A 23,458-nucleotide genomic window follows, 5' to 3' on the forward strand; every position below is an offset into this window, starting at 1 on the left:
ATTAAATCAGTTACTAACCCAGTAAAGAGTCTGCTATGTCAAAATATGACCCTCAACAATTACAACAAAAATTTGAGCAGTGGCACAAACTACGCCTTGAGCAATTAGAAGCACAAAAAAATTGGCTAGAAGCAGAAGCCTTATATAGCGAGTTAAAAGAGTATTACTTAAGCCCACAGTGGATGACAGACCGCGAACAAGATTTAGAGCTTCAGTATTCTGGAGACGCTCATTCCTTGTTAAGCGAAGATGCCTTATGGGACATGCTATCAGAGCGAGATGAGTTAGCAAAACGGTGGATGCGTCTGGGTTTGGATGCCCTCGATAAGCAATAGACAAACCATAGGCAAGTAGCAATAGACAAGTAGCAATAGACAAGTAGTGACAGTATTAGCCATTACTAAAACCGTCGCCAACGGTAATGATTGGTCTGATTAGAAACAATAAAAGGCGTCGCCTCTACGACGTCCGCCTTATTTTTTTACATGGCTGTATTTATTCATGGCTACAGGTATTTTATATGGCCAATTATGGGAAGCTTATTAAACGATATTCATACCCGATAGCCCCGACCATAATAGCTGACTTCCTGCAATCACTAGCAATCCCCCAAAAGCTTTCTTTAAAGTAGCTGCAGGCAATTGGTGTGCCCACTTGGCCCCTAACTTGGCAGTAATAAAGCTGGCAATCGAAATACAGATAAACCCAATAACATGGACGAAGCCCACCGCCCCTTCTGGTAACTCAGAAACATTTTGACCAAACCAAGCAAATCCAGCAGCCCCTGCTAGGGCAATCGGTAGACCACAGGCTGCTGAGGTGCCGACCGCTTGACGCATCGGTAAGCCTGCCCAAGTTAGAAATGGCACAGTTAGACTGCCCCCACCGATACCAAAAATAGAAGATGCCATACCGATACCTGAACCCGCGGCCACTTGTACCGGTGCTGAAGGCAAAGGTTTACCCAAGTTTTCTTTATTGGATAAAAACAACATCTTGAAGGCCACCAACAGTGCCCCTCCACCAATCAATGCCTGCAGCATAAGACCATGAATTTGATCAGCGATAGCGGCACCTACTAGACTACCGACCACCAAGCCAATGGCCATATTTTTCCAGACATCCCAGCGTACTCCACCTCGCTTGTTATGAGCAGTTAACGAGCTAATGGAAGTGACAACGATAGTGGCCAGAGATGTGCCGACTGCCATATGTGCAATGATTTCTGGAGAATACCCATAAGCCGTAAAAATCCATACCAGAGCAGGCACAATAATCATGCCGCCTCCAATACCAAATAACCCTGCACATAGACCTGCAAAAGCGCCAGCCACTAAAAACCAAACTATCATCATAAGCCCACTACTCTGCTATCAAAAAATATTAAACCCACAGTATAGCAAAACCTTATAGTCAAAATTTAATAAAATCGGTAGCCTAGAGGCCAATCAATATGAAGGACACATATAGGAAAAGATAAATAGAGAGCTAAATGGGGAAATTTTTTGGTCGCTCATGGCACCAAACCTATAATCGTCTGAGTAAAGAATGTGCTAATATTTATAGCAGCGATTTTAACTCCCTAGTGCTTGTTGTATAAGTATTTAGGCTAAGGGTGCTTATATTATGAGTGACTCTTAGGTTGAGTTGGCTTAATTTCTCTATTTCCTCTAGGCTTAAACAGGCTGCTGTATGTATTCTTATTCAAACTTCATTATCAATCAGCCTATTGCTCATCATCATTTAGAAGTGTGCAGTTCAACCAACAGCGAGCTGATGCAAAGTGTCAATACAGCAAAGATTGACCCCTCTCAACCCTATATGTTGACTGCAGGTATGCAAACGGCTGGCCGTGGCCAACGAGCCCGAACTTGGCAATCGCCGATTGGCAATATCTACCTGTCTCTATATCACCCTTTGCAAGTACCCTTGTCGGGACTGTTGTCGTTGGTGGTCGGCTTTCATCTGACGCGCCTGCCTATTATTCAGCAAATTAACCGTCAACGCCGTACTGTTGGTCTGCCTAGTGTTGGGGTCAAATGGGCGAACGATATTGGCTATTATGACGTGCGTCCCTCTAGTCAACCACCCACTCAGCCCGCTGACCAAATCTTGCCTCAGCCCTTACGTACTGATCGCAGCAGTTTTAATAAACTGGCTGGTATTTTGATTGAGCCAGTATTGACCGACAATCAGATTACTGGGGTTATTGTCGGGGTTGGCATAAATATCGAAGCCGCTCCCCTGTTATCTGAAACCACCAAAGAAGGAATGGACTATCAAGCCATAAGCTTAACCCAAATAATCGAAGAAACTCAGTTGGCTCACAACCGTCAAGGCGATAAGAATCATATCAATACGGGACTTAAAAATACGGCAGTAGCCTTTCCCAGAGCGGACGATTTATATCGACCGGTCAGCGCCACAATTTTGCGGGCTATAAATCAGTTTATGACTTTTAAACAAGACCCTTATAGCTTAACCGAGTTTATTAAAGACTATAGTGCAGTGAATGTGCTGGCAGGTCATCAAGTACAAATCACTCAGCAGTCTTTGATTACGACTAAACAAGTAGGCGCCGATACTGCACCACAAGTTTTTGAACCACAGATCTTAGAAGGTAAAGTGACGGGGATAAATGCAGATGGTAGTTTGCAACTTCAGTCTAACAATGAGGTGGGCATGATTAACGTCTATACGGGTACCATTCGCGTTATTTAGAGCGATAACTTTTTTATATAGCAACCTATCTTTGTCAGACTCGATGAACCTATCTACTTGTCGTATTGACGATCGCTTTCGTAGATAGGTTTACTCTTAGATAGGTTGTTTTCTAGATTTGGTGTTAATTAGGACAACGTCAGTTCGATTTGGCTTTAAGTAAGAGGCATGCTTAGTTTAAGCATCGACAGGATCATAATACCAATCAATCTCTCTGTCGAAACCTACCTCCAGTAAGTTTGCCAGTATTCGTCCTGTCAAACCCCAAACTACTTCTCCATCTACTCGCCAGCAGGGAGTCTTAATACTTATTGATCGTCCACCCATAGAGTAAGGTAAAACATAATCACAAGTCGGCTGAGTAATCAGCTGTTCAAAATCTCCCCAGAATATACGGGCAATTTCTCCTAGCTCAGGAACGTAGGTAACGGGTGGCTCCACCAAAGCCACGATAGGCCGTACAGCGAGTCCTTTTTTGGAGGTTTGTGGCGGTAATTGACCGACGATTTGCGCTTTACTCGGTGGTAATGCGGTTTCCTCACACGCTTCACGCAGGGCAGTAACCACGTTATTACCATCTCCCTCATCGTGCTTACCTCCGGCAAAAGAGACTTCGCCAGCATGACTGCTTAAATGAGCCGCGCGCCTAGTCAGTAATACCTTTGGCTGTACTTCATTGGTAATGAGTACCAATACCGCAGCATCTGCAATGGGAGTGGTTACCAAATGTTCTAAAATCGCTTGTACCCGTCCAATCTCCCCTTTATACCCCTTGTCGATTACTGACTCTCCAAGCATGGTCTGTTGAATGCGTTGTGTCATCTGTTTTAGGCTAGGCTGAGTAAGATGTTCCGGTAACACCACAGCCAACTCTTCAAACCGAGGAGAATGGGTATTTTTATGACGGGCTTTTGACGCTGACAACATTTCAATCGGGGATTTCATAGGATATATCAAACAATTTTTAAACAGTTTATAGGATAAGGTTAGACTAACCTATTACCCCTAAGTATGCTATCGTGATGACTTGCACGTTTTAGTAATTGTGTATCATTAATGATAATCAGCGTATCTAGCTATTTTATGTAGAAACATAAACTTTATATAAAACAAGAATATCGAAATAAGAAAGGCGCCTGATATTATCGCAGCCGACTTATTCAAGCTGAGTCTCTATCGTTTAAAATACATGTCTTTAAAATAAAGAAAAGCTATCAAAATCATTATCATTAAAAATATACTCAGTCACAACTTCTAATAATAAGGACTGCCCTATGGCGTACTGTTTACAATGCGGTCACCAAGCGGAACATAAGATTCCAGAGGGGGATCATAAACCTCGTTTGGTTTGCCCCAATTGTCATTATATTCATTATGAAAACCCTAAAGTTATTTGCGGTGCCATTGTCATTCATGAAGGCAAAGTACTGCTTTGCCGCCGTGCTATCGAACCTAGATACGGTTATTGGACCTTACCTGCCGGCTTTATGGAAATCGGTGAGACTATGGCAGAAGGCGCCGCCCGTGAAACAGTAGAAGAAGCAGATGCGGTGGCTATTCATCCTCACCTTTATTGCTTATATGACATCCCTGACATTGGTCAAATTTATATTCTCTACCTCACTGAGCTACAGGATGGTAAATATAATGTTGGTCCAGAAAGCTTAGAGTGTGCTTTATTTGAAGAACAAGATATCCCTTGGGAAGAGATTGCATTCGAGGCAGTTAAACGCACCTTAAAGCACTACTTTAATGACCGTAAAACCATCACAGACCATGCTAAGTTTCCGATTCATGAAGAGAGTATCTCTAAAGATAAGAGTATCAAACGCTATTAGCCGCGTTAGCAGACTATAGAACAATATTAGCTAGCTGCTATTGACCTGTAATATCTGCTAACCCTATCTGGAAACTATTGCCAATGACTTTGCCTGGGCTTCAGTACTTAATAAAAGCTTTTAACTATGAGTATGGATACCGAGCACTGGACATTGGCAGGTTATTGGCAGTCTCCACGCTGCTTATTGGCGTTAGTGGCTTATCTCATGCCCAGAGTACAGACCACTATAAGACCATCTACAAAAGCACTGGGGAATTTGGAGAGGTTAAGTACTCACAATTTGAGCCTGATGCCGGCATAAAATCCGAGATTATTCAAATGCGCAACGATGGTCGCCAAAGTCAGCCCGGTCTTTTTGCCACGACTGATGTTTATCAGATTCCAACTCATCAGAGCTCTAACAATCAAAACCCAAGCAGTCGAAGCACCAAAAGCCACACCCCTAACACTTCCAATACCCAATCCGTCACCCTATCTCAATGTCAAAAACTCAATAGAAATCTGACGAACTTACAAGCTGGTGGAGAAATTTATGAGTCTAAAGCCAATAACGAACGCCGCTATTTAACGCCCATTGAAGTGACCGTTAAAATAGAAGACACACGTAAGCTATTGACTCAGTATTGCAAAAATCTTGACGGATAGAGTGATTATGAACCCAATTAAATGCTCCGTATTAAAAACCCAGTTGAGAATACAAAGGTCTTAATTAACAGAATTTAAAGTTAACTCTTTTAATACCTCTCCTACCATCGTTGGCATGTCGCTGGCCTGTACCGCCCATGTCCCTTTTTGTTGTTGTAGCTTATCCCCAGCCATAGCATGCAACATCACTGCCTGTTGTAAACTACGCGTATTTTTTGCTAGAGCGGACTGTACTAGCAACCCCGCTGCCAGTCCTGACAACACATCTCCCATGCCAGCGGTGGCCATACCCGGATTGCCTACCCCGCAAACATAGGTCTGCTGTTCAGTCATGACGATGGATCCTGCGCCTTTTAGTAGCCAACTGCCTTTAAATTTCTCTCTCAAGCTAGACAATGCCTTGAGCCTATCTTTCTCAACTTTACTGGTCTCAACATTTAACAATCTAGCCGCCTCTCCGCTGTGCGGGGTATACCATACTTCATGTTGCTCAGCATGAGTGGCCAATTGTGCCATCAGTTTGGGCGTTTTATCGGCCAGTGTCGCCAAATGATATAGACCGTCTGCATCGATAATTAAGTCTTTTTCTTGTTCTATTGCTTGCTGAAGATACTGTTCAAACAAGCTCAAGCTTAAATCATCACGACCTAGGCCCATACCTATGGCAATACTATCGCTTTTTTTTATCAGCTCTCTTACAGCCTGCGTATGGTGTAAATCCAAGCTCATAGCATTAGGCACACTACCAATGACGCTGCTATGAAAAGCCTTATGACAGGCCACAGTTAATTTACCGATACCCGTCGCAAACGCTGTACTCGCTGACAAAATAGCCGCACCGCCCATACCTTGTGATCCGTCAATTTGATTACCCCCAATAATTAACGCATGTCCGAAGCTGCCTTTATGAGTATTATTTTCACGTTGAGCAAGCGGCGATGCCTGATGCTGTAACCAAGCCACTGGCGACTCGGTTAAGACACTGGGTATCAGAGGCACATCAATGATTTGACCACAATAATCAGCAGCATCTTTAATGTGTAGACCGACTTTACGGGCAACCAAACATAAGGTGACATCCGCTTTAACTGCACAGCCCTCAAAAACTTGACCGGTACCGGCAACCAACCCACTAGGAATATCAATGCTAATCACCTTCAACCTATCATTGTAAGACCGCTTACGCTCATTAATCATTTCAATTGCTTGCTCATAATTACCAACAGGCATGCGATCAAGTCCGATTCCAAATAAAGCATCAACATAGATTTCTGCTTCGCGTACAGACAATGGACACTGCTCTAAGCAATAGTTGTCATCTGTCCCAATAAACTCTGAGAATGGATACGCACGGATACCGCTTTCTAGGGCTTTATTCTTAGCTGATTTAGCATCTTCGGTGGCAGCTTCGCCTACTTCAATCACGACAACTTGTGCACCGAGCTGCCGTAAATAATAAGCCACCAGCCAACCATCACCCCCATTGTTGCCACTACCCACCCAAACACAAACACTTAATACATTGTTCGGCGAAACAATAGATGCACCTTGTTGAGTAGGGCTAATGCAAGCGTTAGAGGTAATATTTTGATTAATCCAGTATGCGCTTTGCCAAGCTGCTTGTTGCATGAGCGAGTCACTGCGATTACCGTTATCAAACCAAGATTTTTCGATGGCATAGACCTGTTCTGGACTAAATAAAGCGATAGACTTGGTGATAAATTGCGGGTTATATGGATTACTTAGATGGCGATACATTGGCATGGCTCAACTGCTCCTCTATAAAGTACGACCTGTGACAACAGACCTTATCATTTTATATTTGTTGGTTTATAGCTTATCATACTCCTTTATTTAAGCTTCGAGTCATCCAAGCCATGCCAGCCTCTATCGATTCAAATTCCGCCCATACCCCGCCCTTAGCTTTAAACCCTTTCAATGATGCCCAAGATGTCAAAGATTGGATACGTGAGCAAGCATTGGCGTTAGGTTTTGCCGATTGCGGGTTTATTGGCGTTAATCATCCTGTTTTTGCCGCACAAATGCAGGGGTTACGCGATTGGCTAGCAGCAGGCCATTATGGTCAGCTTAAGTTTATGGAGCTAAACCACGACAAAAGAGCCAACCCTGGCTTATTGGTGGAAGGCTCACGTACTATTCTATCGGTGCGCATGGACTATCTAGAAGTCGCTCCCAAACCTCGACGTATAGAAGACAATCATCGTCCTAATCATGCGATTATCGCCCGTTATGCCCGTGGCCGTGATTACCATAAGACCATGCGTTCGCGTCTAAAACAATTGGCTCAAAAAATCGAAACGATGCTGCCACAATGGCAGCACCTCGACGTTAATGCCGATCAGCCTTTCGTGTTTCGACCCTTTAGTGATTCTGCCCCAATCTTTGAGCGTCCTTTAGCTGATGCTGCGGGTCTGGGTTGGACCGGTAAGCATACTTTATTGATTAATAAACAGTCCGGCTCCTTTTTTGTATTAGGAGAGCTGTTTTTAAGCTTAGAATTACCTGATGATAAGCCAGTAACGCCTCACTGTGGCAGTTGTAGTGCTTGTATTGATATCTGCCCTACTAAGGCTATTATCGGTCCCTATAAGCTCAAAGCAGACGCTTGTATCTCCTACTTAACCATCGAGCATGATGGCGTTATTGAGGAAAAGTATCGAAAGGCGATTGGTAATCGAGTGTTTGGCTGTGATGACTGTCAGTTAATATGCCCTTGGAACCGCTATGCCAATCTCAGTCCTATCGATGACTTTTTGGCACGTCATAATTTAGACAACAGCTTACTTATTGAACTGTGGCAATGGTCTGAAGCAATGTTTTTAGACAAAACTCAAGGCAGTTCATTAAGGCGCACAGGCTATGTTAATTTCCTGCGTAATTTAGCCATAGGAATTGGCAATGCCCCTTATACTGCTGACAATATAACCGCTCTTGAATCAAGATTAGGCACGCTCGGCGACGTGTTAGATGAACACATTCATTGGGCAATTGCCGAACAACAGGCTAAAGCCAATTAAAGAAATTAGAAAAGCAGATTAAAAAAAGCACCTATCTAATTGAATAGGTGCTTTTGTTTTGCATTCTAGCTATTTCTAGATGCTACTAAGCGTTATTAATATTAATAATTTTACTTAACTTGTAACTTGTTATTCACTTAACTTAATAACTGCAGCTTATTAGCTTCAGCAAGAACTATGGTTTAGGAATACGAAGTACTTGGCCTGGATAGATTTTATCTGGGCTTGATAGCATTGGCTTGTTGGCTTCAAAAATTTTGTTATATTCGTTAGCTGAGCCATAAACTTCTTGAGCAATCTTAGACAGTGAATCACCAGATTTCACAGTGTACATGGTTGACTCAGGCGCATCTTGTTTAATATCGATGTTATCGATAACTTTAGCAACGTGCTGAACGTTACCAATAGCAATAATTGCTTTCTCGCGATCTGCTTGAGTTTCTGCTTTACCACTAATCTCTGCTGTATCTGTGGTTGCATTGTACTTAACTTTAAGATCAGTAATGTTAAGATTTTGCTGCTGAATACGTTTTAATAAAAGGTTAGCTACTGACTGAGCTGATGGCTCAGTTGCTGCTGGTGCTTTATTAGCATCTGCATGTGATTCTGTTTCTTTTTTAGCATCGTCACGATTAAAAATCTTATCGCCCATATCCTTTGCAAAACTAAAAATTCCCATGAATTTCTCCTATAAATTATTGTTGATTTATAAGCCACGTATAATTTTATTCATACTATTATTATCTTAACTGCATAGACCTAGCCATTTTTACCATCAACAGATTTACCAAAAGTAAATAAGCACAATAAAATAAAAAATGATTTAGGCTCACCTAAGAGCGGCTTATAGTTGTGTTTTTCACGATTAAAGTATACCCACAACCTAGGTTATTTATTACTATATCAATGTAGATAATTGTTAAATTTTATTGCTTATGATATTTGTCAAACAAAATCAAAAGCTTATAAATAACTATCGCTAATAATTCGTTAGCCTCTGAATAAACAACCAAAAAAAAGACCACAAATAAATTTATGGTCTTTCTTCAATATAGCTTTTCTTTAAATAGCTTTAAGTCATTAAAACTTAGTGGCTATTAATTCTTAAACGTTAATTAACCTAGTTAATAGAGGTAATCAGTAGAAATAGCTCTGGAATTAACTAGGCAAATTAATAATTAAGACTCAAGCTTTGATTTAATGTAGTCTACTGCTTTTTGTACCGTAGTTAGTTCATTTGAATCATCATCAGGGATGGTGATATCAAAGTCATTTTCGAAAGTCATTACTAGCTCTACGACGTCTAAAGAGTCAGCACCTAAGTCATTGATGAATGAAGAATCATTATTGATGTCATCAATATCAACGTCTAGTTGTTCTGCCACGGCTGATTTTACTTTTAACTCAATTTCTTCGCTCATAGGAATCTCCATCCTTATTTTTTAGTTTGAAATTTTCACGGTTTGATTATCAATTCTGATTATCAGGTTTAAACATCGAACACTTATCGAATATTATTTAATGAAAGAATCTTCATCAACAAATAGACATTGATGAATTGTAGGTTAAGGCTCTAAAAATGATCAGTTGCCACTACCCTATTATTCTAATCACTATAATAGCAAAAGCACTGCTGCAATTCTAACTTATTAGTACGTTATATGTTGATCTTACTAACTACATGTATCTCATAAACTGCATATCTAATCGACTACATGTACATGCCGCCATTAACAGGTATTACCGCCCCTGTCACGTAGCTGGCTTCATCGCTCGCCAAATAAGAGACCGCTGCTGCAACATCTTCTGGCTGCCCTAAACGGCCTACAGGCACTGCATCAAGCATAGAGTTTAACAAGCGCTCGTCCAACTCATCTGTCATATCAGTTTCAACCAGACCAGGGGCTACGCAGTTAACCGTCACTTGACGTGAGCCAATTTCACGAGCTAAGGTGCGGCTAAAACCTTCAACACCTGCCTTGGTCGCTGCATAGTTGGCTTGACCCGCATTTCCCATCTCAGCCACCACAGAGGTGATATTAATGATACGCCCTTTACGCGCTTTCATCATACCTCTCATCGCCCGTTTACTCATACGATAGATGGCAGTTAAGTTGGTATCGACTACTTTATCCCAGTCTTCATCTTTCATGCGAATCAGCAAGCCATCTTGAGAGATACCAGCATTATTGACTAACACTTGGACGCTACCGTATACGCTTTCAATTTCTTCAAAGAGTTTGTCAATTTGCTCTTGATTGGTCACATCTAAGATGCGACCAATACCACCCGCATCATGTAAATACTCATCAATTGATTGAGCACCTTCTGCAGTGGTTGCTGTGCCAATAACAAAGTGTCCTTGCTTGGCAAAGCGTTTGGCAATGGCTTTACCAATACCACGACTGGCACCCGTCACTAAAGTAATTGTACGACTCATGCTAGCTCCCCATTCAATTTATCGAATAATTTAGCGAGACGCTCAGGCTTATCTGTGGGATAGGTAACAATCGGTGTGTCCTGTCTTTTAGCAAGGTTACTTAGCACCGTGCCCGCACCACACTCAATAATCATGTTAATGTGCTTGTCTGCTAATTTTTGCATTGTTTGAGTCCATAACACTGGATTACTCAATTGCTCAGTCAATGCTTTTTTAATAGCCACAATCGTTTTTTCTTCCACTGCATTTCTGTTCTGAATCACAGGAACCTTTGGCAACTGGAATTCACATTGAGCAAGTTTTTCAGCTAAGGCATCTGTGGCAGGCTGCATTAACGCACAATGTGAAGGAACGCTGACCTTAAGCGGCACCATTCTCTTACCCATACATTGTATGTGTTGGCTGAGAATGTCAACGCCTTCCGTGTTACCAGCAACCACTACTTGACCTGGGCTATTGAAATTAGCGGCGCTGACGATGGTATCGTCATTGTTACTTTCTACTTGTTCACAAACGCTAATTACTTGGCTATTGTCTAGGCCTAAGACCGCTGCCATCTTGGTATCTACACCCACTACCGCTTGCTGCATATATTGACCACGGGCATGAACCAATCTAATCGCATCTTCGAATTTTATTGCACCTGCAGCACATAAGGCACTATATTCACCTAGTGAATGTCCTGCAAAAAATAAGGGTTCGAAATCACTCTTTTCTTTGAGAATACGCCAAATAGCAATACTGGCTGCTAACAAAGCAGGTTGAGTATTTTCAGTCTTTGCCAGCTCTTCTTCATTCTGACAAACTGCCCACAAATCAAATCCTAACGCTTCACTGGCTTCGCTAAACGTTTGCTTTACGATAGGATATTCCTCGCTTAGCTCATTTAGCATACCTACAGTTTGCGAACCTTGGCCAGGAAATACAACGGCAATACGACGGGGCATATCTAGTTGACCTTGCTTTCTAACTGCTTGCGACGGTTTTAATGACATTTTCAGCCTTCTTGTGCCTAAACATACTCATAAAAAAAGAGCCAAGCGCCACTAATGATATAAAAGTCATTAGTAAGGCTTAGCTCTTGTATTAAACCACAATCATTATGAATGAATGTGACTTAGTCTTCTTGGCTCGCTTTGAACAATTGACGGCCACGATAGAAACCATCTTTAGTCATGTGATGACGACGATGCTTTTCACCAGTGGTAGCGTCAACGCTTAGCTCAGCAACTTCCATATGGTGGTGTGAACGACGCATATCACGGCGTGAGCGGCTTTTACGACTTTTTTGAACAGCCATGGGTCTTGCTCCTATTCTAAAATATGCTGTAGTGGTGAGGGCCCTGTATTTTATATAAACTTAGATACAAAATACAATATGCTCACTTAGCAAAATGAGTTCTCTATTGACCTCAATAAGAGCAACTCTTATTAAAAATCAAATAGGTTTAAAATCTGGGAATAATAAACGAGGGATTATACTCGCTTTATCGGATAAAATAAAGGGGTATTAATTTCGCAAGTTTACTTAGCCTAATAAATCCTATAACTAACAGACTTATAAACTCAGTTATAACTTACCCTTTAGTGCTTCAAGAGCCGCAAATGGATTTTCAGCTTCTTCTTCAATAATCTCACCCACTTGCTCAACCGCCATTTCGCAGTCGTCATGTTTGGCAGATAAAGGAACATCAAGTAAAAGCTCATCTTCCACTAACTTCTTCAGAGGCAATAATCTATCCCCTTTTATGTTTTCAGGCTGTTCCGCTAACAACTCTTCTAGCAGAAGATAGTCATCAGACTCATCAACCAAGCCTTGTTGCTCTTTACGTTGCAATAATATCAACTCTGCATCATGAGTAATATCGATATTTAACGGGGTAAGACAACGTTGGCAAGTCACCCAGATATCGCCAGAGAACTGCATAATCAAAGTCAGTAGCTGACCTTGTTTCTTCAGTTCACATTTTAAATCAATGGCTTTATCTTGGTATTCTTCAGGTACAATATCTACCAATCTGGTTAGAATTCGGGGAGTAATGGTACCAGACCAAGTATAGCCTACATCTTCCCATTTCTCTAAGTTAACATGATTAGGCAGCTGTAAGGCGCTTTTTTCTGTGTTGCTATTTTTAAGGTTGCTCAATTTAGAATCCGTCAAGTTGGTGGATATATTATCCTGGATGTATTTTGTCATACTTCTCTCTCATTTAAAACTGATATCAATGGCGTGACAGTTAACGGTACAATTCAGACTCTGCTACCGTGATCTTCTGTTTGAATAAAATGCTTTTGATAAAACAAGTTATCTAAAATACTTTTACTAAGATATCATCGATTGTCAGCACTGAATTAGTCGGTTGTCAGCCTTGATTTAATTGATAGAATGACATCTGGGCTTCTACCCTATCTAGTTAACCGGTTAGTAGGTCAACTGCTTAATTAGTTAATTAAGTGGCAAGTTTCAAATATCTTATCTTATCTGTATTCAAATACCATTAAGTAACTAGTGACATTATTTAGTAATATCGTTCGATCGCTTGGCCTCTGCCTAACGACATTGCTTTCATTTGCTAATATTGCTTCTGGTTATTAGTCTTATTTTTTTGTACTTGAGGGCTTAAAGGGCCATTTGCTAGCCCCCTATTAATTACTTTTTTTAATCACTTTGGATTGTTTTAACTTTATGTCTGTTATCAACTTCTCTGAGTTACCAATTTCGGCGTTGGCTACCTATTTGAAATCGACCACACATTTAAATCAGCAAGACACCTTGCCACTTTCAATCTCTGCCACGACGGAGCCAAGCTACCCCATCGGTACAAATATTGATATTTATCATTTTAAACAACAATGGCAGCAGCTGTATAAACAAAGTATACAAAATGAGCCTCTACAATATATAAACTCGACTGAATCTATCGAAAAACAACAAGTAGATTGGTTAATAAATTTATTTGATACGGTATTTGCTGCCAAAAATGTTGTCTTAGTTCGGGGTGACAGTGACCCTGAATATTTCCCTGCTACCGCTACTCATCCTGCTCGCATTGAATTTGCCCATGGTTTCTTCCAAAGTGCCTTACATGAAATAAGCCATTGGAGCTTGGCTGGCGCTCATCGCCGTACATTACCTGACTTTGGCTATTGGTATGCACCCGATGGCCGTACCGAAGCCCAACAGAAGGCTTTTGAACAGGTTGAAATCAAACCTCAGGCGATTGAATGTTTGTTTAGCCTAATGTGTGGCAGAAGCTTCAGGGTTTCACAAGACAACCTACATGCAAATTTTGATACCAGTCAAAGTACTTTTGCGATAGATGTGTATCATCAAGCACAACTTTACATTAATCAACCACAAAACTTACCTACTGACGCCAAAACTCTATTAACGGTTTTTGCTTTTGTGTGTCATGATACTATAGAGACTGGGCGTTAGCAGTGATATTCACCTAACAAGAGTGATTAAAAACTATAAGGTCATACTAACGTTAGACCTCAAAGACCAGTCCATGCTTTGTTGAAAATATAATATCGAAAAAAATAGTACCGATAACAATAAAGAAAATAATGAAGAAGATCGTTGTCTATAAACAGTAGCCACAGGAGCCATTTTATGCAAACTTTATATATTCACCCGGAAAACCCTCAGCCTAGACTGATAAGCCAAGTGGTCGATGCGTTAAACCGCGACCAACTCATTATTTATCCCACTGATACCAGTTACGCCTTTGGCTGTAAGATTGGATCAAAAGAAGCCATTGAAAAGCTGAGATTGATTCGTCAACTTGATGACAGGCATCAGTTCACCCTACTGTGCCGTGACCTGAGCGAAATCGCCACTTATGCCACTGTAGACAATCAACAATTTAAACTGCTTAAAGCCTCTACCCCATCCCCTATCACGTTTATTTTAGACGCCACTAAGGATGTACCCAAAAAGCTGTCTCATCCGAAGAAAAAGACCATCGGTATCAGAGTCCCCTCTAATCCGATTTCACAGATGATACTAGACGCTATGGGAGAACCTATTCTAACCAGCTCTTTAATCCTACCAGATATGCAACTTGCCTTAGATGACCCATTTGATATCGAGGATAAGCTTGGCAATAACATAGATGTGATGATTAATGCGGGTGTTCTAACCACTAAATTAACCACTATTGTCGATATGACGGTGTCACCACCTGAACTCATACGTCAAGGTGCAGGAGATGCTAGTTTACTCATTGATGAGTAATGCTATGGCTAGAATTGCAAATATAATGAATATTGACCCTGCTTAGCAAAATAACTTACCTAGCGAATTAACCTGTTTAATTCGCTTTTTTATATCTTTCTTATTTGACTTAACTTAGTATCATTGTGTTTTCATAAAACATAAGAAAACCTCAGTCGCTCAATAAATTGTATAAAACAAAATTTATAAAGCGACTGAGGTTTCTGTATAACTTGCTGTCGTGCTAGGTAGTTGACTAGTAAGCAAATACCTAGCCATTGACACCAATAAATCGAACTAATTAGAAAATTAGTCGCGATCTACTAGCTCAACATACGCCATTGGTGCATTGTCACCATCACGGTTGCCACATTTGATGATACGGATGTATCCACCTGGGCGCGCTTGATAACGTGGTGCTAATGTACCAAATAACTTACCAACCATATCTTTGTTACGCATACGGCTGAATGCTAAACGGCGGTTAGCAACTGAATCTTCTTTTGCCAAAGTAATTAAAGGCTCAGCTACACGGCGAAGCTCTTTAGCTTTAGGTAATGTTGTTTTAATCAGTTCATGCTCAAACAGAGAGTTTGTCATGTTCTGGAACATTGCCTTACGATGGCTGCCGGTGCGACCCAGCTTAACTCCACTCTTACGATGTCGCATGGTCAAATATCCTTAATAGTTTAACGGCTACGGTAAGAAAAACGGTCATCAACACGTAGATCTGCTGGCGGCCAATTTTCTAGGCGCATATCCAGTTCAAGACCTTTAGACGCTAATACGTCTTTAATTTCGGTTAATGATTTCTTACCAAGGTTTGGTGTTTTAAGCAGTTCAGTTTCTGAACGCTGTACCAAATCGCCGATATAGTAAATGTTTTCAGCTTTTAAACAGTTTGCTGAGCGAACCGTTAGTTCAAGGTCATCTACTGGGCGTAATAGCACAGGATCAACCTCTTCTTTCTCTTTCACAGGCTCTGGCGCTTCTTCTGCTTCTAAATCTACAAAAATAGAGATTTGTTGCTGCAAAATAGTTGCTGCTTTGCGAATTGCTTCTTCAGGATCGATCGTACCATTAGTTTCAAGCTCAATGATAAGACGGTCAAGATCCGTACGCTGTTCAACACGAGCATTCTCAACTTGGTAAGCTACGCGTGAAACTGGGCTAAAGCTAGCATCCAATTTCAAGCGACCAATGGCCTTAGTATCACCGTCTTCACGGCGAAGGTTAGCAGGCTCGTAACCACGGCCCATAACCACACGTAAGCGCATTTTTAGATGACCACGGTCACCTAGCGTACCTAGAACCAAATCAGGGTTAACAATATCAACGTTATGTGGCAGTTCAATATCTGCCGCCGTGATAATGCCAGGACCTTTTTTATCTAGCGTTAAAAATACTTCATTTTGATCGTGCATAGTAATTGCAAGACCTTTCAGATTTAATAATAAATCTAAAACGTCTTCTTGCAGACCTTCAAGGGTAGAATATTCATGATCTACGCCTTCAATTTCTGCTTCAATTACCGCTGCACCAGGTAACGAAGATAAAAGAATGCGACGAAGGGCATTACCTAGGGTATGCCCAAAGCCGCGTTCTAACGGCTCGAGCGTGACTTTTGCATTGGTTTCGTCAACCGCATCCACATTAATGGCATTAGGGGTCAGAAACTCGGTAGCATTTAGCATCATATTGTCACCTCGATTAGTTAATCAAATTATTGTTAGCGATTATTTAGAATACAATTCAACGATTAAGCTTTCGGTGATTTCTGCAGGTAGATCAATACGATCTGGAGCTTGCTTAAATGTACCTTGCATTTTGCTATGATCAACGTCTAACCACTCAGGGATACCACGTTGGGTAGCAAGTTCGATAGCATTCTTAATACGTAACTGTTCTTTCGCTTTTTCATGAATAGCGATTACATCACCATCTTGAACTTGGATTGATGGAATGTTCACACGAACAAACTCATCACGACCAGCTTTCTTAAGCATAATCGCACGGTGGCTTACTAACTGACGTGCTTCAGCACGAGTTGAACCAAAGCCCATACGATATACTACGTTGTCTAAACGGCGCTCTAGCATTTGCAATAGGTGTTCACCAGTTGCGCCGCGAGCACGTGCAGATTCTTTATAGTAGTTAGCGAACTGACGCTCTAAAACGCCATACATACGCTTAACTTTTTGCTTCTCACGCAACTGTAGCGAGTATTCAGAAGCTTTATTGCGCGTATTGCCATGTTGACCAGGTACGCGACCTGCTTTTTTAGTTTTAACGTCATAAGGTTTAACACCTGATTTTAATTGTAAATCAGTACCTTCACGACGCGACAACTTTAATTTTGGACCTATATAACGGGCCATGCTTGTGTCTCCTTGAGTTACGTCTTAATAGTAACTTGTAACGGTAATTTCGTCTTAATACACACACCGCAACTTTGCTTTCAATAAAGCAAAGCATACGGTAACAATAGTTTATACGCGACGCTTTTTAGGCGGACGGCAACCGTTGTGTGGGATTGGGGTTACATCAGATATGCTGTTAATTTTATAACCTAATGCACCTAAAGCTCTTACCGCAGACTCACGACCCGGTCCTGGACCTTTAACCAGAACATCGACATTTTTTACACCATAAGTTTCCTGAGCTGCTTTACCAGCAACTTCAGCTGCAACCTGGGCTGCAAATGGAGTAGATTTACGTGAACCACGGAAGCCTTGTCCACCAGAGGTGGCCCAAGCCAATGCATTACCTTGACGATCAGTAATCGTTACAATGGTGTTATTAAAAGACGCATGAATGTGGGCTACGCCCTCGGATACCGAACGACGTGCCGTTTTTTTACGACCACGGGTGTCTTTTGCCATCTTTTAGCTTCCTAAGTTAATTATCTTTTAATTGAACGAATCGGACCCTTACGAGTACGAGCGTTGTTCTTCGTGTTTTGACCTCTTACAGGTAAATTACGACGATGGCGAATGCCACGGTAACAACCTAAATCGACCAAACGCTTGATATTCATTGAAACTTCACGACGTAGGTCACCCTCTGTCATGTAGTTACCAACTTCTGCACGGATAGCATCAAGCTGTGCGTCATCTAATTGACTGACTTTAGTAGTAGGTTCAATACCAACCGCTGCTAAGATTTTCTGAGCGGTAGTACGACCGATACCAAAGATATAAGTCAATGAAATCACTGCATGCTTGTTATCCGGGATATTGACGCCGGCAATACGAGCCATTGATTTCTCTCCAGTTGTGAAAAATGAGTCTCTTATTATAAACGAATAATTGAGTAGACTTATGTTTCAGATTTTGCCATTTACCAATTTTATTTATTAACGCTTTGGTTTTGAACGCCAAAACATGTAAAAAAGTTAGTAAACGACGGCAAGTGGCGGATGATAGCTCATCCGCCCTAAATTTTCAAGTTTATTTGGTAATATGTATTATAAATAACTTTAAAATACAAAAATCAACCATTAACCTTGACGTTGTTTATGACGTGGTTCTGCTTTGCAGATAACGTGTACTTTACCTTTACGACGTACTACTTTACAGCTACCACAAATTTTCTTAACAGATGCTTGAACTTTCATAATTTTCTCCTATTGAACAGACCCATTCAAAAGCTTTAAATATAAGTTAAAACTATCTGATTAATGTCTGCTCATGATACTGATGTGTCATTAAGTGAGCCTGTAGCTGGGATATGAAATCCATCACCACGACTACCATAATTAAAAGTGATGTACCACCTAAGTGGAATGGTATGCCAAATGAAGATTGCAGTAGCATCGGCATTAAACAAATCACAGTCATATAAATAGCACCGATAAAGGTTAAGCGATTTAAAACATGATCTAAGTAACGCTGAGTTTGTAAGCCAGGTCTAATACCTGGAATATAAGCACCACTACGCTTCAAGTTCTCCGCCACTTCTCTCGGACTAAACACTAGTGCCGTATAGAAGTAACAGAAGAAGATAATCATTGCACCAAATAAAACCAAATATAAGGGCTGACCCGGTGCTAGAACCAATGACAGAGTTTGTAAAAATTGCTGCCATGCACTAGGATCGGCAGAATTACCTACCCATTGTCCTAAACTTGCAGGGAACATCAACAACGCACTTGCAAAAATAGCTGGGATTACCCCGGCCATATTAATCTTTAATGGCAAATGTGATTGCTGATCAGCGTAAATTTTACGACCTAGTTGTTGTTTTTGGGCATAGTTTACAGGGATACGACGCTGTGCTCTTTCGATAAACACAATACCCGCTGTCACTGCAATACCTAATACCGCAAATACTAACAGTACAATCAGACTTTGAGGGTCGTTTTTGACCATGTCAAAGGACTGACCTAACATACTAGGCACACTGGCCACAATGCTTGCAAAAATAAGCATTGAAATACCATTGCCCACACCGCGTTCTGTAATTTGCTCACCAAGCCACATCAAGAACATGGCGCCTGCTACAAGAGAACTCACAGCAGGAATATAAAATGTTAATCCTGAAGACAATGTCAGGTTTTGACTGATTAATCCAGTACACATAAAAATGGCTTGGATAGACGCCAAAAAGAGAGTGCCTTGTCTCGTATACTTATTGAGTTTACGACGACCGGACTCTCCTTCTTTTTTCAAAGCTTCCAATGAGGGCAATACTGCTGACATCATTTGAACAATAATAGAAGCTGAGATATAAGGCATGATACCTAAAGCCATAATCGACATTCTCTCTAAAGCACCACCAGAGAACATGTTAAACATGCTCAAGATGGTGTTTTCATTACGAGAGAACAATTCAGCTAGGCTAACTGGATTAATACCAGGAACTGGAATATGTGAACCTAAACGGTAAACAACCAGCGCCCCCATCAAAAACAACAAGCGACTCCATAGCTCATCATACTTACGAATAAAGACAAGCGGATTCATCGGAATTGCAGAGGTAGGCACAGATTGCTTCGCCATTTAAATTACTCCTCAGTTTCCTCAACTGTGCCACCAGCAGCTTCAATAGCAGCTTTAGCACCTTTGGTCACTTTAACACCTTTAAATGTATAAGCTTTAGTAATCTCGCCAGATAAGATGATACGCGCACGTTTCATGTCATGACGGATAATGTTAGCTTCTTTTAAAGTTTCAACGCTTACTACGTCGCCATCGATCTTATTAAGTTCAGATAGACGTACTTCTGCAGTGGTTAATGCCATTTGACTGGTAAAACCAAACTTAGGTACACGACGGAATAAAGGCATTTGACCGCCTTCAAAACCTGTACGAATGCTTGAACCAGAACGTGACTTCTGACCTTTAACACCACGGCCACCAGTCTTGCCTAGGCCAGAACCGATACCACGACCTTTACGGTGTGCAGTTTTTTTAGCGCCTACGCCTGGTGATAATTCGTTTAATTTAAGTCCCATTACGCTTCCTCCACTTTTACCATGTAATTGATGCGATTCACCATTCCACGGGTTGAAGGCGTGTCTTCAACTTCAACTGTATGTCCAATACGGCGTAAACCAAGGCCCATAAGACAAGCTTTGTGGCTCTTGAGGCGATGGGCACCAGATTTAATTTGAGTAACTTTCATTTTTTTCATCGTAACTCACCTACTTTAATATCTAAATAATGGTTAGCCCAAGATTTCGTCTACAGATTTACCACGTTTTGCAGCCGCCTTTTCAGGAGACGACATATCACGTAAACCATTGAATGTTGCACGTACTACGTTAGTTGGGTTCGTTGAACCATAACATTTAGTTAATACGTCTTCTACACCAGCTGATTCAAGAACGGCACGTACTGCACCACCGGCGATTACGCCAGTACCTTCGTTAGCTGGCTGCATGTATACTTTACTTGCACCATGACGGGCAATAATTGGGTGCTGTAAAGTAACGCCATCAAGATCTACAGTGATCATATTGCGTTTAGCAGCTTCAAGTGCTTTTTGGATAGCCGCTGGAACTTCACGAGCTTTACCACGTCCAAAACCTACACGGCCGTTACCATCACCAACAACAGTCAATGCTGTGAATGAGAAAATACGACCACCTTTAACTACTTTAGATACACGATCAACAGAAACTAATTTTTCTACTAAACCGTCATTTTGCTCTACTTTAGCCATGATTAAAACTCCAATCCATTTTCACGAGCGGCGTCAGCCAATGCTTTAACGCGACCGTGGTATTTAAAACCACTACGGTCAAAGGCAACTTTAGTGATACCTGCAGATTTTCCACGTTCAGCGATAAGTTTACCTACAGCAGTTGCTGCATCAACGTTACCAGTAGCGCCAGAGCGTAATGTTTCGTCAAGTGTTGAAGCTTGAGCCAATACTTCTCCGCCAGTCGGAGAGATGATCTGAGCATAAATATGGCGTGGAGTACGGTTAACAACTAAACGATGCACACCTAAATAACGGATGTGGGCACGTGTTTTCTTAGCTCGACGTAAGCGAGCAGCTTTTTTATCAAACATGTCATTTCACCTTATTTTTTCTTAGCTTCTTTACGAACCACATGCTCGTCACTATAACGGATACCTTTACCTTTATATGGCTCAGGTGGACGATAACCACGGATTTTCGCAGCAGCTTGACCTAGTGCCTGCTTATCATTTGATTTTAAAATGATTTCAGTTTGGGTTGGAGTTTCAGCAGTAACACCTTCTGGAAGCGTGTACTCAACTGGATGAGAGTAACCAACGTTTAAAGTTACTTTATTACCCGCTACTTGAGCACGATAACCAACACCGATCAATTGAAGCTTTCTTTCGAACCCTTCAGATACACCGATCACTAAATTGTTAACTAGTGAACGCATAGTACCAGTGTACATCCAAGCATCTTTAGAATCAGAAACAGGTGATAAGACAACTTGATCTTCTTCTTGTTTTAGCTCGACCAAATCATGCAGGCGTAAAGACATAGTACCTTTAGTGCCTTTAACTTCTACCTGCTGACCGTTCAAAGTAACACTTACGCCCTTAGGCAGTGCTACTGGGGCTTTAGCCACACGAGACATAGGGGATTTCCTTAGTAAGATAAATCTTAATAACAGATAAATAACGAATGATTATTAAAAAATTAACAGGCACAAGGCCTGTTAATTTAAATAATCAGCTCTATATTACTTAAGCTTTTAACTATTAACAGTAACTAGATACCTAAATAAAGGCAGCTATTATACCTGATTAATAGAACTTAAAAAAGTTAAATAATACAAAATATGATTTAAGCAACAAATGCGATAACTTCGCCACCGATGCCAGCAGCACGAGCAGCGCGATCGCTCATAATGCCTTGGCTGGTAGAAACAATCGCAACGCCTAAACCTTGCTGTACCGATGGGATTGCGTCTTTACCGCGGTATTGACGTAAACCTGGACGGCTATAGCGTTTGATTACTTCGATTACAGGCTTGCCTTCGAAGTATTTTAATTCAATGCTAAGTGTTGCTTTACCATTACCTTCATCAGTTACGTCAGCAGAAGCGATGTAACCTTCTTGAACTAGTAGGTCAGCGATTGACTTACGTAGCTTAGAGCTAGGCATAGCAACAGAAACTTTACGTGCCATTTGTGCGTTACGGATACGGGTTAGCATATCAGCAACTGTATCTTGCATACTCATAGTATTACTCCCTTACCAACTAGCTTTACGAACGCCTGGAACATCACCTTGCATTACGCGTTCGCGTAAAATGTTACGTGATAAACCAAACTTACGGAAGTAACCATGAGGACGGCCAGTTACACCACAACGATTACGTAGTCTTACTGGAGACGAATTACGTGGCAGTGATTGAAGCTCAAGAATGGCGTCCATTCTTTCTTCATCACTTGCGTTCATGTCACTAATGATTGCTTTAAGATTTGCACGCTTCTCAGCATACTTAGCAACCATTTTCTCGCGTTTTAATTCGCGATTAATCATGCTCTTTTTTGCCATAATGCTTTATTCCTATTTGAATGGGAAGCCGAATGCTTTAAGCAATGCGCGACCCTGCTCGTCATCCTGAGCAGATGTCGTGATAGTGATATCAAGCCCACGAAGGCGATCAATTTTATCATAATCAACTTCTGGGAAAACGATTTGCTCTTTAATACCTAACGAGTAGTTACCACGACCATCGAAAGCTTTTGGTGAAAAGCCGCGGAAGTCACGGATACGTGGGATAGCAATAGCAATGAGACGATCTAAAAACTCATACATTTGCTCGCCACGAAGTGTCACTTTACAGCCAATCGGCCATTCTTCACGAATTTTAAAGCCAGCGACAGATTTACGAGCTTTAGTAATTACCGGCTTCTGACCTGCAATTGCAGTCATGTCCGCTACGGCACCTTCTAAAAGCTTCTTGTCTTGTGAAGCACCGCCAACACCCATGTTAAGAGTAATTTTGGTGATTTTTGGTACTTGCATGACATTTTCCAAGCCTAGTTCATCTTTGATCTGTTGCTTGTACTGGTCATTGTATAGTGATTTTAATCTAGCCATTGCTATTACACCCTTAG

31 protein-coding genes are annotated in these 23,458 nt (G+C 41.3%); 7 read left to right on the forward strand and 24 right to left on the reverse strand.

Going from position 1 to position 23,458, the window contains the following annotated elements; translation table 11 throughout:
- Positions 1-35 precede the first annotated feature (35 nt).
- A complete protein-coding gene (locus LK453_RS01410) occupies positions 36-335 on the forward strand; it encodes a DUF4298 domain-containing protein (RefSeq protein WP_007394205.1) in 300 nt (99 codons plus the stop codon).
- A gap of 207 nt (positions 336-542) precedes the next feature.
- Here LK453_RS01410 and LK453_RS01415 read toward each other — a convergent pair whose 3' ends face one another.
- On the reverse strand, positions 543-1,355 hold the full coding sequence (locus LK453_RS01415; protein WP_201537468.1) for a sulfite exporter TauE/SafE family protein: 813 nt from the start codon (positions 1,353-1,355) through the stop codon (positions 543-545).
- 337 nt (positions 1,356-1,692) lie between these two features.
- Between LK453_RS01415 and LK453_RS01420 the strand changes: the two genes are divergently transcribed.
- Positions 1,693-2,721, forward strand: a complete 1,029-nt coding sequence (locus LK453_RS01420) for a biotin--[acetyl-CoA-carboxylase] ligase (RefSeq protein ID WP_201537466.1) — start codon at positions 1,693-1,695, stop codon at positions 2,719-2,721.
- A gap of 177 nt (positions 2,722-2,898) precedes the next feature.
- On the opposite strand, the gene LK453_RS01425 is transcribed toward LK453_RS01420, so the two are convergent.
- On the reverse strand, positions 2,899-3,666 hold the full coding sequence (locus tag LK453_RS01425) for an NUDIX hydrolase (protein ID WP_201537464.1): 768 nt from the start codon (positions 3,664-3,666) through the stop codon (positions 2,899-2,901).
- A 329-nt stretch (positions 3,667-3,995) separates the two neighbouring features.
- Between LK453_RS01425 and LK453_RS01430 the strand changes: the two genes are divergently transcribed.
- Positions 3,996-4,559, forward strand: a complete 564-nt coding sequence (locus LK453_RS01430; RefSeq protein WP_201537462.1) for an NUDIX hydrolase — start codon at positions 3,996-3,998, stop codon at positions 4,557-4,559.
- Between the two features lie 83 nt (positions 4,560-4,642).
- A complete protein-coding gene (locus LK453_RS01435; protein WP_201537460.1) occupies positions 4,643-5,206 on the forward strand; it encodes a hypothetical protein in 564 nt (187 codons plus the stop codon).
- 60 nt (positions 5,207-5,266) lie between these two features.
- On the opposite strand, the gene LK453_RS01440 is transcribed toward LK453_RS01435, so the two are convergent.
- The gene (locus tag LK453_RS01440) at positions 5,267-6,970 is read right to left on the reverse strand and encodes an NAD(P)H-hydrate dehydratase (protein ID WP_201537459.1); all 1,704 of its coding nucleotides are present in this window, start codon (positions 6,968-6,970) and stop codon (positions 5,267-5,269) included.
- A gap of 113 nt (positions 6,971-7,083) precedes the next feature.
- Between LK453_RS01440 and queG the strand changes: the two genes are divergently transcribed.
- Positions 7,084-8,244 (forward strand): tRNA epoxyqueuosine(34) reductase QueG, encoded by a 1,161-nt coding sequence (queG, locus tag LK453_RS01445; RefSeq protein ID WP_201537457.1) that lies wholly within the window; start codon positions 7,084-7,086, stop codon positions 8,242-8,244.
- 175 nt (positions 8,245-8,419) lie between these two features.
- Here the strand turns inward: queG and lysM are convergent, their stop codons facing one another.
- From lysM to LK453_RS01475, 6 genes are all read right to left on the reverse strand, one after another.
- On the reverse strand, positions 8,420-8,923 hold the full coding sequence (lysM, locus tag LK453_RS01450; RefSeq protein WP_007394213.1) for a peptidoglycan-binding protein LysM: 504 nt from the start codon (positions 8,921-8,923) through the stop codon (positions 8,420-8,422).
- A gap of 499 nt (positions 8,924-9,422) precedes the next feature.
- Entirely contained in the window at positions 9,423-9,665 is a 243-nt protein-coding gene (acpP, locus tag LK453_RS01455) for an acyl carrier protein (RefSeq protein WP_037031550.1), read from the reverse strand.
- 290 nt (positions 9,666-9,955) lie between these two features.
- Entirely contained in the window at positions 9,956-10,684 is a 729-nt protein-coding gene (gene fabG / locus LK453_RS01460) for a 3-oxoacyl-ACP reductase FabG (RefSeq protein ID WP_007394215.1), read from the reverse strand.
- Positions 10,681-11,679, reverse strand: coding sequence for an ACP S-malonyltransferase (gene fabD, locus LK453_RS01465; RefSeq protein ID WP_201537455.1), 999 nt, complete (start codon positions 11,677-11,679; stop codon positions 10,681-10,683). The genes fabG and fabD overlap by 4 nt, the downstream gene beginning before the upstream one ends.
- Before the next feature lie 122 nt (positions 11,680-11,801).
- Positions 11,802-11,984, reverse strand: coding sequence for a 50S ribosomal protein L32 (rpmF, locus tag LK453_RS01470; RefSeq protein ID WP_007394217.1), 183 nt, complete (start codon positions 11,982-11,984; stop codon positions 11,802-11,804).
- Positions 11,985-12,254: 270 nt separating this feature from the next.
- Positions 12,255-12,881, reverse strand: a complete 627-nt coding sequence (locus LK453_RS01475; protein WP_201537453.1) for a YceD family protein — start codon at positions 12,879-12,881, stop codon at positions 12,255-12,257.
- A gap of 489 nt (positions 12,882-13,370) precedes the next feature.
- Between LK453_RS01475 and LK453_RS01480 the strand changes: the two genes are divergently transcribed.
- Positions 13,371-14,123, forward strand: a complete 753-nt coding sequence (locus LK453_RS01480; protein WP_201537451.1) for an elongation factor P hydroxylase — start codon at positions 13,371-13,373, stop codon at positions 14,121-14,123.
- Positions 14,124-14,300: 177 nt separating this feature from the next.
- Complete coding sequence (locus tag LK453_RS01485) at positions 14,301-14,924, forward strand: L-threonylcarbamoyladenylate synthase (protein WP_201526753.1); 624 nt, start codon at positions 14,301-14,303, stop codon at positions 14,922-14,924.
- 288 nt (positions 14,925-15,212) lie between these two features.
- Here LK453_RS01485 and rplQ read toward each other — a convergent pair whose 3' ends face one another.
- From rplQ to rplE, 15 genes are all read right to left on the reverse strand, one after another.
- Positions 15,213-15,572 (reverse strand): 50S ribosomal protein L17, encoded by a 360-nt coding sequence (gene rplQ, locus LK453_RS01490; RefSeq protein WP_007394222.1) that lies wholly within the window; start codon positions 15,570-15,572, stop codon positions 15,213-15,215.
- A 20-nt stretch (positions 15,573-15,592) separates the two neighbouring features.
- Entirely contained in the window at positions 15,593-16,600 is a 1,008-nt protein-coding gene (locus tag LK453_RS01495; protein ID WP_007394223.1) for a DNA-directed RNA polymerase subunit alpha, read from the reverse strand.
- A gap of 39 nt (positions 16,601-16,639) precedes the next feature.
- A complete protein-coding gene (gene rpsD / locus LK453_RS01500; protein ID WP_007394224.1) occupies positions 16,640-17,281 on the reverse strand; it encodes a 30S ribosomal protein S4 in 642 nt (213 codons plus the stop codon).
- Positions 17,282-17,392: 111 nt separating this feature from the next.
- Positions 17,393-17,785, reverse strand: a complete 393-nt coding sequence (gene rpsK, locus LK453_RS01505; protein WP_007394225.1) for a 30S ribosomal protein S11 — start codon at positions 17,783-17,785, stop codon at positions 17,393-17,395.
- Between the two features lie 20 nt (positions 17,786-17,805).
- Positions 17,806-18,162, reverse strand: a complete 357-nt coding sequence (gene rpsM / locus LK453_RS01510) for a 30S ribosomal protein S13 (RefSeq protein WP_007394226.1) — start codon at positions 18,160-18,162, stop codon at positions 17,806-17,808.
- A gap of 240 nt (positions 18,163-18,402) precedes the next feature.
- Positions 18,403-18,519, reverse strand: coding sequence for a 50S ribosomal protein L36 (gene rpmJ / locus LK453_RS01515; RefSeq protein WP_007394227.1), 117 nt, complete (start codon positions 18,517-18,519; stop codon positions 18,403-18,405).
- A 52-nt stretch (positions 18,520-18,571) separates the two neighbouring features.
- Positions 18,572-19,903, reverse strand: coding sequence for a preprotein translocase subunit SecY (secY, locus tag LK453_RS01520; RefSeq protein ID WP_007394228.1), 1,332 nt, complete (start codon positions 19,901-19,903; stop codon positions 18,572-18,574).
- A 5-nt stretch (positions 19,904-19,908) separates the two neighbouring features.
- Entirely contained in the window at positions 19,909-20,358 is a 450-nt protein-coding gene (gene rplO, locus LK453_RS01525; RefSeq protein WP_007394229.1) for a 50S ribosomal protein L15, read from the reverse strand.
- The gene (rpmD, locus tag LK453_RS01530; RefSeq protein WP_007394230.1) at positions 20,358-20,537 is read right to left on the reverse strand and encodes a 50S ribosomal protein L30; all 180 of its coding nucleotides are present in this window, start codon (positions 20,535-20,537) and stop codon (positions 20,358-20,360) included. Before rpmD ends, rplO begins: the two co-directional genes overlap by 1 nt.
- Positions 20,538-20,570: 33 nt before the next feature.
- Positions 20,571-21,068 (reverse strand): 30S ribosomal protein S5, encoded by a 498-nt coding sequence (gene rpsE, locus LK453_RS01535; protein ID WP_007394231.1) that lies wholly within the window; start codon positions 21,066-21,068, stop codon positions 20,571-20,573.
- Positions 21,069-21,070: 2 nt separating this feature from the next.
- Positions 21,071-21,421 carry a 50S ribosomal protein L18 gene (gene rplR / locus LK453_RS01540; protein WP_007394232.1) on the reverse strand — a complete coding sequence of 117 codons (351 nt, stop codon included), beginning with the start codon at positions 21,419-21,421 and terminating at the stop codon, positions 21,071-21,073.
- Positions 21,422-21,432: 11 nt separating this feature from the next.
- Complete coding sequence (gene rplF, locus LK453_RS01545; protein WP_007394233.1) at positions 21,433-21,966, reverse strand: 50S ribosomal protein L6; 534 nt, start codon at positions 21,964-21,966, stop codon at positions 21,433-21,435.
- A gap of 209 nt (positions 21,967-22,175) precedes the next feature.
- On the reverse strand, positions 22,176-22,574 hold the full coding sequence (rpsH, locus tag LK453_RS01550; RefSeq protein ID WP_007394234.1) for a 30S ribosomal protein S8: 399 nt from the start codon (positions 22,572-22,574) through the stop codon (positions 22,176-22,178).
- 12 nt (positions 22,575-22,586) lie between these two features.
- The gene (gene rpsN, locus LK453_RS01555) at positions 22,587-22,892 is read right to left on the reverse strand and encodes a 30S ribosomal protein S14 (protein ID WP_007394235.1); all 306 of its coding nucleotides are present in this window, start codon (positions 22,890-22,892) and stop codon (positions 22,587-22,589) included.
- 12 nt (positions 22,893-22,904) lie between these two features.
- The gene (gene rplE / locus LK453_RS01560) at positions 22,905-23,441 is read right to left on the reverse strand and encodes a 50S ribosomal protein L5 (RefSeq protein ID WP_007394236.1); all 537 of its coding nucleotides are present in this window, start codon (positions 23,439-23,441) and stop codon (positions 22,905-22,907) included.
- Between the last annotated feature and the right edge of the window lie 17 nt (positions 23,442-23,458).

Origin of the sequence: Psychrobacter sanguinis (assembly GCF_020736705.1) — a bacterium.
GTDB classification, from domain to species: Bacteria; Pseudomonadota; Gammaproteobacteria; order Pseudomonadales; family Moraxellaceae; genus Psychrobacter; species Psychrobacter sanguinis.